The 14,676-nt window shown below is 44.0% G+C and carries 15 protein-coding genes; 13 read left to right on the forward strand and 2 right to left on the reverse strand.

The window, feature by feature from the left end:
* The first annotated feature begins 43 nt into the window (after nucleotides 1-43).
* The 9 genes from L5M17_RS01255 to L5M17_RS01295 all read left to right on the forward strand — a co-directional run bounded on the left by L5M17_RS01255 (nucleotide 44) and on the right by L5M17_RS01295 (nucleotide 6,370).
* Entirely contained in the window at nucleotides 44-901 is an 858-nt protein-coding gene (locus L5M17_RS01255) for a DUF6279 family lipoprotein (protein WP_113938746.1), read from the forward strand.
* Nucleotides 902-981: 80 nt separating this feature from the next.
* Nucleotides 982-1,575: a DoxX family protein gene (locus L5M17_RS01260; RefSeq protein WP_263144641.1), complete on the forward strand. Its 594-nt coding sequence runs from the start codon at nucleotides 982-984 to the stop codon at nucleotides 1,573-1,575.
* A 186-nt stretch (nucleotides 1,576-1,761) separates the two neighbouring features.
* Nucleotides 1,762-2,310 carry an NAD(P)H nitroreductase gene (locus L5M17_RS01265; protein ID WP_263144645.1) on the forward strand — a complete coding sequence of 183 codons (549 nt, stop codon included), beginning with the start codon at nucleotides 1,762-1,764 and terminating at the stop codon, nucleotides 2,308-2,310.
* A gap of 30 nt (nucleotides 2,311-2,340) precedes the next feature.
* Nucleotides 2,341-2,838 (forward strand): GNAT family N-acetyltransferase, encoded by a 498-nt coding sequence (locus L5M17_RS01270; protein WP_212599804.1) that lies wholly within the window; start codon nucleotides 2,341-2,343, stop codon nucleotides 2,836-2,838.
* 193 nt (nucleotides 2,839-3,031) lie between these two features.
* Entirely contained in the window at nucleotides 3,032-3,655 is a 624-nt protein-coding gene (locus tag L5M17_RS01275) for a 2OG-Fe(II) oxygenase (protein ID WP_212599805.1), read from the forward strand.
* Between the two features lie 425 nt (nucleotides 3,656-4,080).
* Nucleotides 4,081-4,686: a GNAT family N-acetyltransferase gene (locus tag L5M17_RS01280; RefSeq protein ID WP_131525840.1), complete on the forward strand. Its 606-nt coding sequence runs from the start codon at nucleotides 4,081-4,083 to the stop codon at nucleotides 4,684-4,686.
* Between the two features lie 19 nt (nucleotides 4,687-4,705).
* Complete coding sequence (locus L5M17_RS01285; RefSeq protein ID WP_263144650.1) at nucleotides 4,706-5,170, forward strand: GNAT family N-acetyltransferase; 465 nt, start codon at nucleotides 4,706-4,708, stop codon at nucleotides 5,168-5,170.
* A 32-nt stretch (nucleotides 5,171-5,202) separates the two neighbouring features.
* Nucleotides 5,203-5,607: a hypothetical protein gene (locus L5M17_RS01290; protein WP_105252762.1), complete on the forward strand. Its 405-nt coding sequence runs from the start codon at nucleotides 5,203-5,205 to the stop codon at nucleotides 5,605-5,607.
* 367 nt (nucleotides 5,608-5,974) lie between these two features.
* A complete protein-coding gene (locus L5M17_RS01295) occupies nucleotides 5,975-6,370 on the forward strand; it encodes a hypothetical protein (protein WP_113938740.1) in 396 nt (131 codons plus the stop codon).
* Between the two features lie 66 nt (nucleotides 6,371-6,436).
* On the opposite strand, the gene L5M17_RS01300 is transcribed toward L5M17_RS01295, so the two are convergent.
* Nucleotides 6,437-7,252, reverse strand: a complete 816-nt coding sequence (locus L5M17_RS01300; protein ID WP_028760285.1) for a substrate-binding periplasmic protein — start codon at nucleotides 7,250-7,252, stop codon at nucleotides 6,437-6,439.
* 137 nt (nucleotides 7,253-7,389) lie between these two features.
* Between L5M17_RS01300 and L5M17_RS01305 the strand changes: the two genes are divergently transcribed.
* The 4 genes from L5M17_RS01305 (at nucleotide 7,390) to L5M17_RS01320 (ending at nucleotide 13,324) form a co-directional block, all read left to right on the forward strand.
* A complete protein-coding gene (locus L5M17_RS01305; protein WP_263144654.1) occupies nucleotides 7,390-8,487 on the forward strand; it encodes a DUF2157 domain-containing protein in 1,098 nt (365 codons plus the stop codon).
* Nucleotides 8,474-9,637: a DUF4401 domain-containing protein gene (locus tag L5M17_RS01310; protein WP_263144658.1), complete on the forward strand. Its 1,164-nt coding sequence runs from the start codon at nucleotides 8,474-8,476 to the stop codon at nucleotides 9,635-9,637. The genes L5M17_RS01305 and L5M17_RS01310 overlap by 14 nt, the downstream gene beginning before the upstream one ends.
* On the forward strand, nucleotides 9,637-10,152 hold the full coding sequence (locus L5M17_RS01315) for a GDYXXLXY domain-containing protein (RefSeq protein WP_105252757.1): 516 nt from the start codon (nucleotides 9,637-9,639) through the stop codon (nucleotides 10,150-10,152). The genes L5M17_RS01310 and L5M17_RS01315 overlap by 1 nt, the downstream gene beginning before the upstream one ends.
* Nucleotides 10,153-10,489: 337 nt before the next feature.
* Nucleotides 10,490-13,324, forward strand: coding sequence for an ExeM/NucH family extracellular endonuclease (locus L5M17_RS01320; protein WP_263144660.1), 2,835 nt, complete (start codon nucleotides 10,490-10,492; stop codon nucleotides 13,322-13,324).
* A 740-nt stretch (nucleotides 13,325-14,064) separates the two neighbouring features.
* On the opposite strand, the gene L5M17_RS01325 is transcribed toward L5M17_RS01320, so the two are convergent.
* Nucleotides 14,065-14,307 (reverse strand): thioredoxin family protein, encoded by a 243-nt coding sequence (locus L5M17_RS01325; protein ID WP_131525559.1) that lies wholly within the window; start codon nucleotides 14,305-14,307, stop codon nucleotides 14,065-14,067.
* Between the last annotated feature and the right edge of the window lie 369 nt (nucleotides 14,308-14,676).

Genomic DNA, 14,676 nt, shown 5'->3' on the forward strand with positions numbered 1-14,676 from the left:
TCAAGCGTCTTATTAGCAACAATTCTAGGATGGATTATTCAGTATGAAAAAAGGCGTGATGCTACTTGTGTGTCTCTTAGGCTTAAGCGCCTGCTCCACTAAATTCAGTTACCATTTCCTTGACTGGGCCATCGGCTGGGAGCAAGAGGATTATGTTACCTTAGATAAATCTCAGCAAAAGGCATTCGATGCCCTCATTGAAAAATTTGTCATTTGGCACCAATCCAAAGAGTTAGCTCATTATGTGGTGCAATTGACCGAAGTCGAAGGCCTCATAAAAACCAATACGTTAACGCCAGTGCTATGGGCAGATCATGTGAATATTGCTAAGCGGCATTGGTTTCGATTGTTTGAGTTCGCCTTGCCCGAGCTTCTACCTATCATAATGTCTTTGTCCGATGAACAGGTGAAGCAGATCCTCACAAAATTACGGGAGGAAGAGCAGGAGCTTGTTAAAGAATTTGCGGGTAAAACCCCTGAACAGTTACAAAAAGATGCCGATGAAAACCTTCAAACCCAATTTGATGATTGGCTTGGAAGTGTAACTGCGGAGCAAAAAGTGCTTATTCACCAATATAATCAACAGCGTTTATCCACCTTAGATATGTGGCTTGAGTACAGACACGAATGGTTACGCCAGTTTGAGGTTGCACTGGGTCAGCGCGCTGATAAAGCATTATTAACCGAGCGTTTGACCTTGCTGATGACGCAGCCCGATGAGCTTAAGTCAGAGCAACATAAAGTGTTTTTACGTAAAAATACTGAGGCATTTGGGACTTTGCTGTTGGCGATGAATGCGAGCTTATCGGAGCAGCAGTCTAAGCATTTTTATAAAAAGTTAGGTGGACTCATTCAAGATCTCAAGGAGCTGAATCAGGAAGCGATTGAAAAAGAAGCCTAGGCCATGAAAGATTTATTGCCTTGCTAGGGTCTATTCCTGCAAGCCAATAAATCAGCCTACTAACTACTAATAGAGACCTTATGCTACTCGTATCCCTTTATCAGAAACTGCTCAATATGAGCCGCTATTTCGAAGGCTTAGCGCCATTAGCCCTTAGGATTTACCTTGCACCTGTGTTAATGCAAGCAGGCTATAACAAGCTCGCTCACTTTGAAGATACGGTTGCTTGGTTTGCCAATCCCGATTGGGGTTTAGGTCTGCCAATGCCAGCGTTAATGGCAGGACTGGCGGCGGGAACTGAGTTCTTTGGCGCTATCTTGTTACTGCTTGGGCTCGCGACGCGACTGATTTCAATCCCTTTAATGGTCACTATGTTGGTCGCCGCATTGACTGTGCATTGGCCAAATGGTTGGTTAGCGATTGCCGATGGTAGTTCTTGGCTTACGAATGACAGAGTGCTTGAGGCAGGGGATAAACTGATAAAAGCCAAAGAGTTATTGCAGGAGCACGGTAACTATGACTGGCTGACCAGTTCAGGTAATTTTGCTGTGCTTAATAATGGTATTGAGTTTGCGATCACCTATTTTATTATGTTGCTGGCGCTTTTTACCTTAGGCGGTGGTCGTTACACTAGCCTAGATTATTTCATCGCTAAGCGCTGTGGGATTAAGTAAGTCTTTCTCAAGCGGGCTCAATTGTTAACTGCATCGGATTTTCAAGCGCATTTAATTTTTAAGCACACTCGATTGTTAAGTGCACTCAACAAGTTAAATCCCACTCAAGCGGTGGGATTTTTTTATGCCTCTTTGTCAGCAATTTGCTATGCTTGAGCGCAATTTATATCGAACTAGGATAAGAACTTGGACGCTATTGAACTTTTACTCACTCGCCAATCAACCCCACGATTAACTGCTCCTGCTCCAGATGCGAGTCAATTAAAAATCATCTTAGATGCTGCCATTCGTGTGCCAGATCATGGCGCCTTAGCGCCATGGGAATTTATTATTGCCGTAGGAAAAGGGTTAGATACCTTGGCTGATATCTTTGTTGAGGCAGCGAAAGCGAGCGGCGCCGATGAGGATTTTGTCAATAAAGCTAAGGGTATGCCAATGCGTGCGCCTATGGTGATTACTGTCGTGGCGAAAACGCAGCAACATCCTAAAGTCCCCGTGCTTGAACAGCTCATTGCAGCGGGCTGCGCGACGATGGCAATGCAGCAGACTGCCTTTGCCTTAGGTTTAGGGGCAGTGTGGCGTACAGGGGATTTTGCCTTTGATGCGAATGTGAATGTTGCTTTAGGTCTTGAGCCACACGATCAAATTGTCGGCTTTTTGTATGTGGGGACGCCAGCCGTTACCGCTCCTAAGAAACCGCAAAAGGACGGCAGTCAGTACGTCCGTTATTTATAAATCCGCCTCTATTTTTAGTGGAGAAATTCTATGCAAGTTGCGCGTACTCCTAGACTCATCCTGCGGCAGTTAACCCCAGCCGACGCTTCTTTTATGTTAGTCTTGCTCAATAGCCAAGGCTTTGTAGAGAATATCGGGGATAGAGGAGTACGCACACTTGTGCAGGCTAAGGATTATATCGTCAATGGACCGATGAAAAGTTATGCCGAGTGCGGTTTTGGTTTTTATGCTGTAGTGCTCGCCGAGAATGGATTCACCATTGGCATCTGCGGTTTAATCAAACGGCCGACACTGGACAATGTCGATATAGGTTATGCTTTTTTGCCGCAATATTGGGGCAAGGGCTATGCATTCGAAGCGGCTAAAGCCGCTTTTGACTTAGGTAAAAGTTTAGGTATTGAGCGTATTGTCGCGATTGTGAGCGCCCATAATAGTGCTTCAAAAGCTTTGCTGAACAAACTTGGATTACACTTTGAGCGTTGTTTGCAGCTTAGTGATCATGATGCGCCTGTTGAACTGTTTGGTTAACGTTAATGCGTTGTTTATATAGGTTTTTATTTTGTTGTAATTCCGTCTTCTTTATTCTAGAATTTCGCAAAATTTATCGTTGAGATATGGCAATCATATCTCTTATCGACGCCCCTCGAAAATCAGGCTCACTTAATCCCTCCTTGAGCCCTTGAGTACAGCAAAAGCGTAGCCCTTTTTTGGATGTAGCATAATGGTTTCGCAATTAAGTGAAGCAATGCTGGACGTGATCGCTGATGCCTTGGTAGACAAAGGCTATATCTTTTTATCTGACTTAGTTCCTCTCTATATTAGCCAAGTACTATTGGAAAAAATTCAATCAACTGAAATATATGAATTAAAAGCTGCCTCTATTGGTCGAGGTTCTGAACAGCACTTAAATCCAGACATTCGCCGTGACAGAATACAGTGGCTAGAAGAGCAAAATGAGCCCGATGCCCAGTATCTTGAGTTGATGACACAACTCAAAAATGGCTTGAATCGTCGCTTGTTTATGGGCTTATTCGATTATGAAAGCCACTATGCGGTATATCAGCCTGGGGCCTTTTATAAAAAACATGTTGATGCACTTAAGGGCAGCCAAAATCGTATTTTAACCACAGTGTTTTTCTTAAATCCTGACTGGAAAGCGGCAGATTGTGGTGAGTTGATTATCTATGATGAAGCCGATATTGAGATTGAGCGCATCGCGCCTAAAATGGGCCATTTTGTGATTTTCCTCAGTGAGCGTTTTCCCCATGAAGTGACCAAAACCTTGGCACAGCGTAATAGCATTGCGGGCTGGTTTAGGGTCAGTAACAGCGTGCATGGTTTTTAACTTTAGCTTTTAACTTCACCAGATAACAAACGCCTAAATGCTGCCCACAGGTTTAGGTGTTTTTGCTCTCGATTGCCGCTTTTGGTCATCATCAATCACCAATCACCAATCACCAATCACCAATCACCAATCACCAATCACTTATCGCGACTGCGCAATGTCATTGGCTATTTCTCGGATATTGATTGGCCATCACGGCTTGTTCTTCCGCAGCAGTATTTATTCCAATCTGTTTTAACTGCCTTGTACTCATTTTTTCAAATTTTTTTACACTCTTATGCTTTAGGTAATCTAAACCGCCGACAATGGAATGAATTTGTCCAATCATGCTGAAAATAGGGTGTTTTTTTATTCTCGTTTAATGTTAGGCTAGATAAAAACGTGCGCTACAACACACTTTTCTATCATCTAACGGAGGCGATACTGTGGGCTGTGAAGATAACTTAGGTTGTTTAAGTGGTGAGCATATTGTACTTGAGCCCTTATCTTTGTCCCATGTGGCGGCATTGAGTCTCGCCGTCACAGATGGTCAACTTTGGCGTTTATGGTTTACCAGTGTCCCCGAGCCAACTGAGATGAAGCTCTATGTGGCTAAAGCGCTCGAAGAAAAAGCGCGGGGCCTGAGTTTTCCCTTTGCGGTGCGGGATAGAGTGTCAGGGGAAATCGTCGGATGCACGCGAATTTGCAACTGGGAGTCTGATAATCGCCGTCTTGAGATTGGATACACTTGGTATGCTAAACGTGCCCAGCGCACTGGGATTAATACTGAAGCTAAACTGCTGTTATTGACCTTTGCTTTTGAAACCTTAGATGCCATTGCCGTTGAGTTCCGTACTCACTGGCATAATCAAGCTTCGAGACAAGCCATTGCAAGACTAGGCGCTAAGCAAGATGGTGTATTGCGAAATCATAAGATTCTTAAGGACGGTACGATCCGCGATACCGTGGTGTATTCCATTATTGATACCGAGTGGCCAACGGTGAAAAACAGTCTGCAATTTCGATTGCGACAACGACCGCCAACACTCTAATGATAAATAGGAAAGGCCCATGGCAAGCATTATAACTCGAGTAGATGTGACTCATGTCCATGAGGTTGCAGTGTTATTCAATGAGTACCGCCAGTTTTATGGGCGTAGGGATGATCTCGCGGCTGCGGAGCAGTTTATTTATTCAAGAGTGTCAGATGGCTTATCGGTGATATTTATAGCTAAAGATAATCAAGGGCTTGGATTAGGTTTTGTTCAAATGTATCCCAGTTTTTCATCGTTACGTTTGGCCCCTATGTTGATCCTCAATGATGTGTATGTGACTCAACATGCCCGATGTGTCGGTATTGGGCGGGCGTTAGTGCTACAGGCCGCCAGTTATGCCAAAGCGCATAATATGAGTTATTTGATGTTAGAAACACAGCAAAAAAACCAGCGCGCGCAGGGCTTGTATGAAGGTTTAGGCTTTGTGCGTAACCAAGATTTTTATATCTACGAACTTGAGCTCCACCGAGGGCTTGAGTAGGTTTATTTATGGCGATTAAAAGGAAAAGTAACATGTTAACTCAGGTAAAAACGTTAGTATTAGGTGGTTTAGTCTTAAGTGCCAGTACTGCAGTTTGGGCTGATGAAGCAGAAAAAGCGTTTAGTAAAGAAGCCATTGAATGTGCCGCTTACTATCAAATTAGCTCAGAAGCCATTGGGGCGATGAATGCACCGCAAATGCAGGCCGTGGGTGAGCGTTTAAAAAGTTCTAAAATTGAGTCTGAGAATTTAGCTAAGAAATACAGCTCTGAAGCTGAGGTCACTCAAGCGGTTGCCGATGCTAAAGCCCGTCAAATCGAAAGCTTAGGGGGGTCAAGTAACTTAGGTGCGTTAATGGGTAAATATAAAGAAGAATGTAAAAACCTGTTAGCCGATCCACAAAAGCGTTTAAATTATTGGACTATGGCGACTATGTAATCGTAGGTTTTAGTCAGGGTAATCGTTTACGGATTGTGAAGAAAAGGAGCCTGATGGCTCCTTTTTGCTTAAAGCACAAGCACTAAGGAGCCTGATGGCTCCTTTTTGCTTAAAGCACAAGCACTAAGGAGCTGATGGGGTCATTCATATTGAGTCGGTTTTCCCATAGATTTTAGCCCTGTTTGGTTTAGGGGCTTAGAACCAAGTTGCTTATTTTCGCTCGGCTGAAACTCAACCGCAGTTTTTAGGGTCTTAGTTACATGGTCAAGTATTTAAGCCTTGGGTTTAAATTCTCCTCAGTTTTAAATTCTTAGTTCAGTTTACGATATTCAAAGATAATCAAATATGAGTACTAAATAGGAGCACTATGGTATTAACAATAATGGCAGCGACTGTTTTGAGTGCTGGAGTCTGTGGCTACCATTTAATCTATGGTAAGCGGGTTTTATTGGCGCCGCTCTTGAAGGCGAATGTGTCACAGCAAAGCAAGCAAATGCTACTGTGCTTATTTCACTGCCAATCGGTATTTTTTGTGGTTTCAACGGTTGCACTTTTAGCCTGTGCACTTAAGGTGATCCCTGGGATGTATGCCTTTAGCCTGTTGTTATTCCTCGGGATGAACTACGGGATCTTTGCGATTTGGCAGTTTTACATTGCCACTCTGAGTCCACCAAATAGTGGACAGATGATCATAGTGCAAGCGCTGATTTTCTTGCTCATTGGTATTTTGGCTATGCTAGGGCCACTCTTGTCTGCCGCGTAAATTGCTCATGAGAACTTGATAAATCATCGCGATTGAAGCGTCAGAGTTTGAAAAACAAACAGCGAATTATGGGGTTAATTGAATACCGTATTGGGCGGCGAGTTCAGCGAGTTTGCCATTATTGATGAGCAGTTCAATCCAGTGTGAGAGCCTTTTGCTATCGAGCTGTGAACTGGGGTTGAGTAAAATGCCATTGGCGTATTTTTGGTCCCATTCATCTGATATTAAAAGTAATTTTCTCTCTTCTGGATGAACCTTTAAATAATACTGTAAGTAAGAGTTAGTCACGGGCGCTAGGTCGGCGCGTTCACGCAGAATGCTTTCGATAGAGGCGTTATTGTGACTGACGAACAAGGGACGAAATTGCTTTGCCAGCGTATTCGCATCGGTTTCAAAGTGGGCAAACTGGTAGTGATATCCTTTGATGAACGCAATTGACTTGTTGGTTAAGTTTTTGAAATAGCTTTGGTTATGAGCTTTAGTTTTAAGTGCAATAAAGACTTCACCATCTATCATATGTAGCGGAATAAACTGAGTCGCTATTTTTTGCCATCCCCAAGCGGGATTCTCAAAGAGCATCATGTCGAAGCGACCTAAGGAATAGGCTTTATATCTGTGCTCAATACTGGTGACGGCAAATTTAAAGACCACTTCTTGTTGTACTTGATTTAATGCATTAATGATATCGAGTGTGAGACCTGTGTAACGGCCGTCTTGTTGTTGATGGACATAGGGAGCAAATTGATAACCACCGACATGAATTGTCGGAATTGACTCGGGAATCGCTGGCGACTGAACTTTATCTTGGGCGATAGCCGCAGTAAATGCGCTAATGCTTAAGGCTAAACAAAAGAGTAGACGACACAACTGGCTCAATATCATAGTCACCCCTTGTTATTTTTAGCATGAATGATTTTTTACAAGTATACACAATTTAATTTGTTCAATGCTGTCGATAAAGTGCGAATTTTAAATCTGTCATAGTAAGCTAGCGCAAACAGGATGAGGGAGATTTCACATTGAGCAAGATAAAATCTCAAGTGTGTGGTTGGGTTGAACAGGGACATATCACGCAAGAGCAGGCAAATAAGCTTTATCGACAGGTGACAGTCTTGCCGGATGGGTCTAGTTGGCGTCGCTTAATCGCTCATTTATTACTCTGGTTCGGTGCGTTAAGTTTTGCCTGTGGGGTGATTTTTTTCTTTGCTTATAATTGGCAATCTTTGGGGCGATTTGCCAAATTTGGACTGATTGAAGTGGCTATAATACTTGCTATCAGCGCATTTGCTTGGCTCTATTATCGTGCCAACATTTATTCCCCCGTTAGCCCTTATCGTAAAGACAGCACTTTTGGTGCGACGACCGCCAATGGCGTGCTACTGGCCGCAAGTGTGTTAGTCGGTGGCTTATTAGCGTTAGTTGGGCAAACCTATCAAACGGGCGCCGATCCTTGGCAGTTATTCGCGCTATGGGCATTTGTTATCTTACCCTTTGCTTGGGTGGCGGGATTTGATGGTTTGTGGCTGTTGCTGGTGGGATTGCTAAACCTCAGCATAGGGATATTTCTGGATTCCTTTTCCCATTTCTGGGGATTATTTTGGGGCGCTCAAGGACAATTGCTGATCTTTATCTGTTTGAATTTAGTTATCTATTATGCTTTTGTACTTTTAGACCACAAAGTCGCGGGGCGCTGGCATGCGCCAATCCTTGAATATGCCTGTTCATTGTTTGCTATGGGTTGTTTTACTTGGTTAATCACTTGGCTTATTTTCGACGATTTCCTTGAACGTGATAGCTTCAGCACTGGGATCTTCTGTGGTTATTTTGCCCATCTGATATTCGGATTCGTTATTTTTCGTTATAGATTACCACGCATATATCCCTTGGCCTTGGGCGGTTTTAGCCTGATTGCCGTAGGCGCCGCGTTACTGATAAAGCTGATGTTTGAGGATAATGACCCCATAGGTGGATTTTTGTTTATTGGGCTTTATATCATTTTGGCAAGCATAGGTTTGAGTATTTGGTTGAGGGAGCTAAGCCGGAAACTTAAACCTCAGTTTGCAGTAATCGCCACCCAAGGGAGCGTGGGCGTGGGAGATGTTCATGAGCAACAATAATGGTTTACAGGATAGCGAAATGATCACTCGACCCTGCACTGATAGTGTTACGTCAATCGACGCTTCGAGTGAATTAAGTCTAATCAAACACTGGCAAGCTTTGTATGCCGAAGGCAATGTTAGTGCAGCTCAAATGCCAGAAGACCATGATATCCCTTGGTATATTGCCACTATGCAGGCGTTTGCTGCTTGGATAGCGGCGTTGTTTTTATTGAGCTTCATGATGGCAGTGTTTGGTGCCATTTTTGAGCATGTTGAAGAAGATGTCATTTTATTTATCGGCTTAACCTATTTAGCCTTGGGGATTGGGCTGTATTTTTTACCGCGGCAACAGATTTTTATTGAACAATTTGCTTTTGCCGCCTGTTTGAGTGGTTTGATCAGTGTGGCATGGGGATTATTTGATTTAATTAACAATGATTTTAGCCTCACATGGTATCTCTGTATGGCGGGTATTACATTGGTACTGTGGGGCTTGATTGCCCACGGGCTAGCCCAGTTTGTATTCGCTTTTTGCTTAAGTTGGTGCGTGATTGGCCTGATGGCAAAATTTGAACTGCTCAATTTTAGCCCAAGCCTTTTTACCGTAGTCATTAGTCTAGTGTTATTAAATATCAATCAGTTCGGGCGTCATTATCGCAGGGCTCGGATGCTCATCTATGGTTTCGCACTCGCGTTGCTTTCGTTGCAGTTGATGCACGCTTTTAGTATGGACAGTATTTTTGAAGCCTTATTTAGCCCTTGGCAGCAAAGCCTGTGGCTGACACTGACTCATCTGTTGATTATTTTCGCTATTTGCGGATTTTTATTGGTGACAATCTTGCGCGAGCGCCATCAATCACTAAGCTCACCAGCGGCGCTAGGGTGTGTTATCGGTTTAGTCATCGTTAGCGGTTTATCCTTACCTATGCAGGGTTTATCAACAGCTATTCTATTGATCTTGCTTGGCCATTATTGCAACGAGTCTTGGTTGAAAGGTATGGGAATGGTGTCGGCGCTGTTATTTGTCAGCGGGTATTATTATTCCCTAGAAACGACTCTGTTACTTAAATCTGGTTATTTGATGGGCTTAGGCGCCTTGCTGTTGGTGACAAGGTTAGTGATGTGGCGGTTATTTCCTGCCAATGAAAATGCCAAGGAGACTGTGTGATGGGCAATGTGATGGGAAAACTGTCGGCTTCACATAAATGGGCGCTTGGGCTCGTATTATTCACAACAGTGGCGATTCTCGCTGGCGTGAATTGGCGCATTTTCAAATTCGAACAACTCCTTAATCACGGCCAAGTGGTGCGTTTTGCATTAGCACCGGTCGATCCGCGCTCATTAATGCAGGGTGATTACATGGCGCTTGAATATGCAATTGCACGCGATGTGCGTAGCGCCTTAGCGCCGCAACAAATGCAGGGGCAGTTATTGCTGGCTGTCGATGGGCAAAAAGTGGCGCGTTTTGTCGACTTTTATACCGACCAAGCACTCGGTAAAGATCAACTACGAGTGCAGTTTCGTGTCCGTGGTAATCAAATTAAACTCGCATCGAACAGCTTTTTCTTTGAAGAAGGACAAGCCGATCATTTTAGTGCAGCAAAATACGGTGAGTTTAGAGTGAATTTGCAAGGTGAGTTACTGCTCGTCAGTTTACTCGATGAAAAGCTTCAGCCCTTATAACCCTGTGTCAGGATTGTCAGGATTGTCAGGATTGTCAGGATTGTCAGGATTGTCAGGATTGTCAGGATTGCCATCCATTTGTTCTGCTTACTTGATTAACCTCGATTTATCTCTGGCCGCACTGTGTAGTGCGGCCAGCATCTCCCGTACTGCTTTCTTCCTAGTTCTGATCGCTAAATCGCACGAATAATATCCACCTTAAGTTGCAACTTTGATGCAACCAATTTGTAACCTTGACCGCCTATAGTATCGTCAGTCTTCGAGATGACATCACCTTGAAGCATCTAAGCGCATCAATTAAATACCAAATATTAAAACAATACATTTAGGGGTCTCAATGTTTAACACTAAAACTGTGCTGGCGTTAGCCATCAGCAGCGTTTGTGGGCTTGCCCATGGCGCGGATAATTTGATCATTTCTGAATATGTCGAAGGCAGCAGTAATAATAAAGCTATCGAACTGTATAACCCAACCGCGGGCGCTATTGATTTAAGCCAATACCAATTGCGCTTCTATTTTAATGGCAGCACAAACGTCGGCACGACCATTGCGCTCACTGGCTCCTTAGCGGCGGGGGCGACTTATGTGGTTGCCGATAATGACTCTTCTGCCGATATCCTTGTGGTCACAAATCAACAGAGTAGCGCCAGCTTCTTTAACGGCGACGATGCGATTGAACTAACCTATCAAAATCAAGTCATTGATAGTTTAGGCCAAGTCGGTGTTGATCCCGGCGCCGAGTGGGGCAGTGGTGATCTCTCTACTCAAGATAATACCCTGCGCCGTAATCCTGATCTGCTGATTGCCGATCCTATCAGTACTGATGCAGTAAGCTTTAGCACTTGGCTAGGTTTTGCGAAGGATGATGTTTCTGATCTTGGTAAATTCAGTGCGGGTACGCCAACCGATCCAGTCGACCCTCCACCAAGCTCTTTAGTGTGCGGCGAAGAAGCCACAGCAATTCATGCGCTTCAAGGCGCGGGCGCTGCTAGCCCTCTCAATGGTCAAACTTTAGTGGTTGAGGCGGTTGTCGTCAGTAATCAAGAAGCCGGTCTTAAGGGCATTTTTGTACAAATGGCCGATAACGAAGTCGATAGCGATCCCCAAACCTCGGAAGGTGTGTTTGTGTATACCGGCACTGCACCCACAGCTTATGTGGCAGGCGATCGTATTCGTTTAAAAGCCAAAGTCACTGAATATCAAGGCTTAACTGAACTAACGACTTTATCTGATCACAAGTTGTGTGCCACAGGACAAACGTTACCAACGGCCGCGCTAGTGACCTTACCTGTTAACAGCAGTGATGATTTTGAGCCCTTTGAGGGCATGCGGGTTCGTTTCAGCCAAGATTTAGTGGTGAATGAAGTCTATAACCTAGGCCGTTATGGCGAGATTTCATTAGGCAGTCAGCGCCACTTTATTGGTACGCAGGTGGCTGCGCCGGGCGCGGATGCGCTGGCGGTGAGCGCAGCCAACCAACGTGACAGTATTTTATTGGATGACGGTTTAACGGCGCAGAATCCTGATCCTGTGCAATTCCCCGCTCCTGGTTTGAGCGCATCAAACACAGTGCGTGTAGGCGATAAAGCCACATCGCTTACGGGTGTAATGCACTATGGCTTTAATCTGTATCGCATTATGCCAATCGAAACGGTGAACTTTGTGGCGGAAAACCCACGCCCTGTTGCGCCCACATTGAATGAAGGTGGTAATTTAAAAGTCGCTAGCTTTAACGTGCTTAACTACTTCAATGGCGACGGCCAAGGTGCAGGTTTCCCAACCGCGCGTGGTGCCAATACCTTAAGCGAGTTTGAGCGTCAAAAGGCGAAGATTGTCAGTGCCATGGTGGGCATTAGTGCCGATGTATTTGGTTTGATGGAAATTGAAAACGATGGCTTTGGCGCTAATTCAGCCATTGCCGATTTAGTCGCAGGTTTGAATGCTGCTGTAGGTGAAGCGCGTTACGCTTATATCGCGCCAACAGGCATGAATGCGATTGGCACCGATGCCATCACAGTTGGCTTGATTTATCGCAGTGATAAAGTCACGCCGCAGGGCGCTGCACGTATTCTATCTAGTGCAAATTCGCCATTAGATAGCGATCAACAGCCCTTGTTTGACGATAGCAAAAACCGTCCAATGCTGACGCAAGCCTTTAGTGTGAACGGCAGTGAAGAAGGCGTGGTTGTTGCGGTTAATCACCTTAAATCTAAGGGCAGTGAATGTGCGGGCGAACCTGATCTTAACGACGGTCAAGGCAACTGTAATATCACTCGTACCCGTGCGGCGACGGCTGCAGGTCAATGGATTAGCGAGCAATATCCAGATCAAGGCGTACTGCTGATTGGTGATTTGAACGCCTATGCGAAGGAAGATCCATTAACGGCCTTAGGTAATGCAGGCTTTAGTGAGCTGTTTGCCAAACTTGAAAAACCGAACCCTTATTCCTATGTATTCTCGGCTGAATCGGGTCAGTTGGACCATGCTTTAGCGAACGCAGCCCTGCTGGATAAAGTGGTGGATGTGACGCAGTGGCATATCAATACCGACGAACCACGTGTATTGGATTACAACGAAGAGTTTAAGACGCCCGCTCAAATCCAAGACTTATTCGCAAGTGATGCTTACCGCTCATCGGATCACGATCCTGTGGTGATTTCACTCTTGCTCGAAGCGGAAAAAGTCGCGCCAGTGGCCAGTTTCACTCAAGTGGTGAATGGTGCAGCGGTGCAACTGACATCCACTTCAACCGACAGTGATGGACAAATCGTATCAGCCGAGTGGAGCTTTGGTGATAACACTGTGGCAGTGGGTGAGGTTGTGACCCACAGTTACAGCCAAAGCGGCGAGTATTTGGTCACGCTAACTGTGACTGATAACGACGGCCTAACCCATAGCACGTCGCAAATGCTGACAGTGGTTGCTGGCAATGTTAAACAACCACCCGTTGCGCAAATTCAGCGTATTAATTTATGGCTAGTCGATATGTTTATCTCGACTAGCTATGATGCCGATGGTGTGATCAAACAACATAAGTGGACGTTCGACAATGGCACCCGTGCTAACGGTCAAGTGGTATTGCGCCTTGCCCGCCGTGGACAACACACTGTTGAACTGACCGTTAAAGATAACGACAAGTTAACGGATACCACAACGCTGACTTACCGTTAAGCCAGTCCTTTTATTCCGCTGATATTTAAAGTGACGCCAAGCCCGCAGCCGCGGGCTTTTCTTTTTGCCCAAAAGCAAAATAAAGTTGTTGTCAGTTGTGACGCATCAATTTTCATTGTTTCCCCAGTGACTCATCACCTCTTTATTTAACAAGAAGCCTCCCTGAGGGCTCTAATAAAATATCCCTGTTTTAGAAGGTTACAGGTGCAACAATGCCAATCTTAACTAACCCTTCTGCTGTTCGTTTAGCTAAAAAGCTATTGCCCCAAAGTTTACCACAGCTTGAAGTTCAGCCATTTGTTGTCTGATAATTTGAGATACATAAAGTAATGACTACCAAAAAGTAAGGCCTGACCATCAGGGATTTCATAAACCGTTACAGTTGATCAGACTTTGAAGTGATTCTCGGGAGCAAAATCTAGTATTTGGCGTTAGCTTTGGGTTAAAGCGCTTCTGCCCCATTCTTAATTGAAACCAGTAGACTCGTCGTATCAAGCTTGGATATTGACCGGCCTTTGTTAATGAGTATTGTTGTGCTTACAGATATTTTGGAAAATAAGGTAACAATTCAACAATAATAATGTGTGATTTTTCTTTGTTTTCTATATGTATAGAATATTAATTGGGAGTTGAAGTGAGAGTGAAATAAGAAAGTACATTATTGATTTATTGATTTATTGATTTATTGATTTATTGATTTATTGATTTATTGATTTATTGAGCAGTGATAATGCAACAATTCAGCGCAAAATGTTTAGCCATGATTCAACCATGTATGGTTGGGGAGTAGAGCCCCAATGCATTAATCTTTCGTTAATAACAACCGCTGGTGAGCTCACCACTCTATAGTCCATCATCACTTCTGGATCTGACTCCATAATCAAGTTAATACTGATGCCATGATTAGTCGCTATAGCAGTGATTAACACTGCTGTACTTGTGCATTTTGTGCATCCATTGCCCAAAACTTTTATGTATAGCATTTTTACACTCTTACAAAATGGATCATTCACTCAGTGCCACTGTTATTGGAGATAGGATAAGGACACTTTGCAAAAATTCACTTTAATGCGATAACGGTTAAAATCTATGTGCGCACTATGCCTTTTGGTTTTATTCTAATCAACTAGAGCTTCATTAAAATTTAGGTGTTTTTCTTAAATTTTTGTTAACCTTAGTGTGCTTAAGTAAGGTAAAAACGTAAGTGCTCCGTACAACTGATGACCTAAGTAGTCTTCGCTACTCATACACTTAAGCTATAATTTTTTAATATTAGAGCTTAAGTATCCGTACTAATTATGTTAATTACTAATACTTTACAACTCTCTCTTTTCGTTTAATATGCGAATTAC

The sequence above is a fragment of the Shewanella sp. SW24 genome (assembly GCF_025653395.1).
GTDB lineage: Bacteria > Pseudomonadota > Gammaproteobacteria > Enterobacterales > Shewanellaceae > Shewanella > Shewanella oncorhynchi.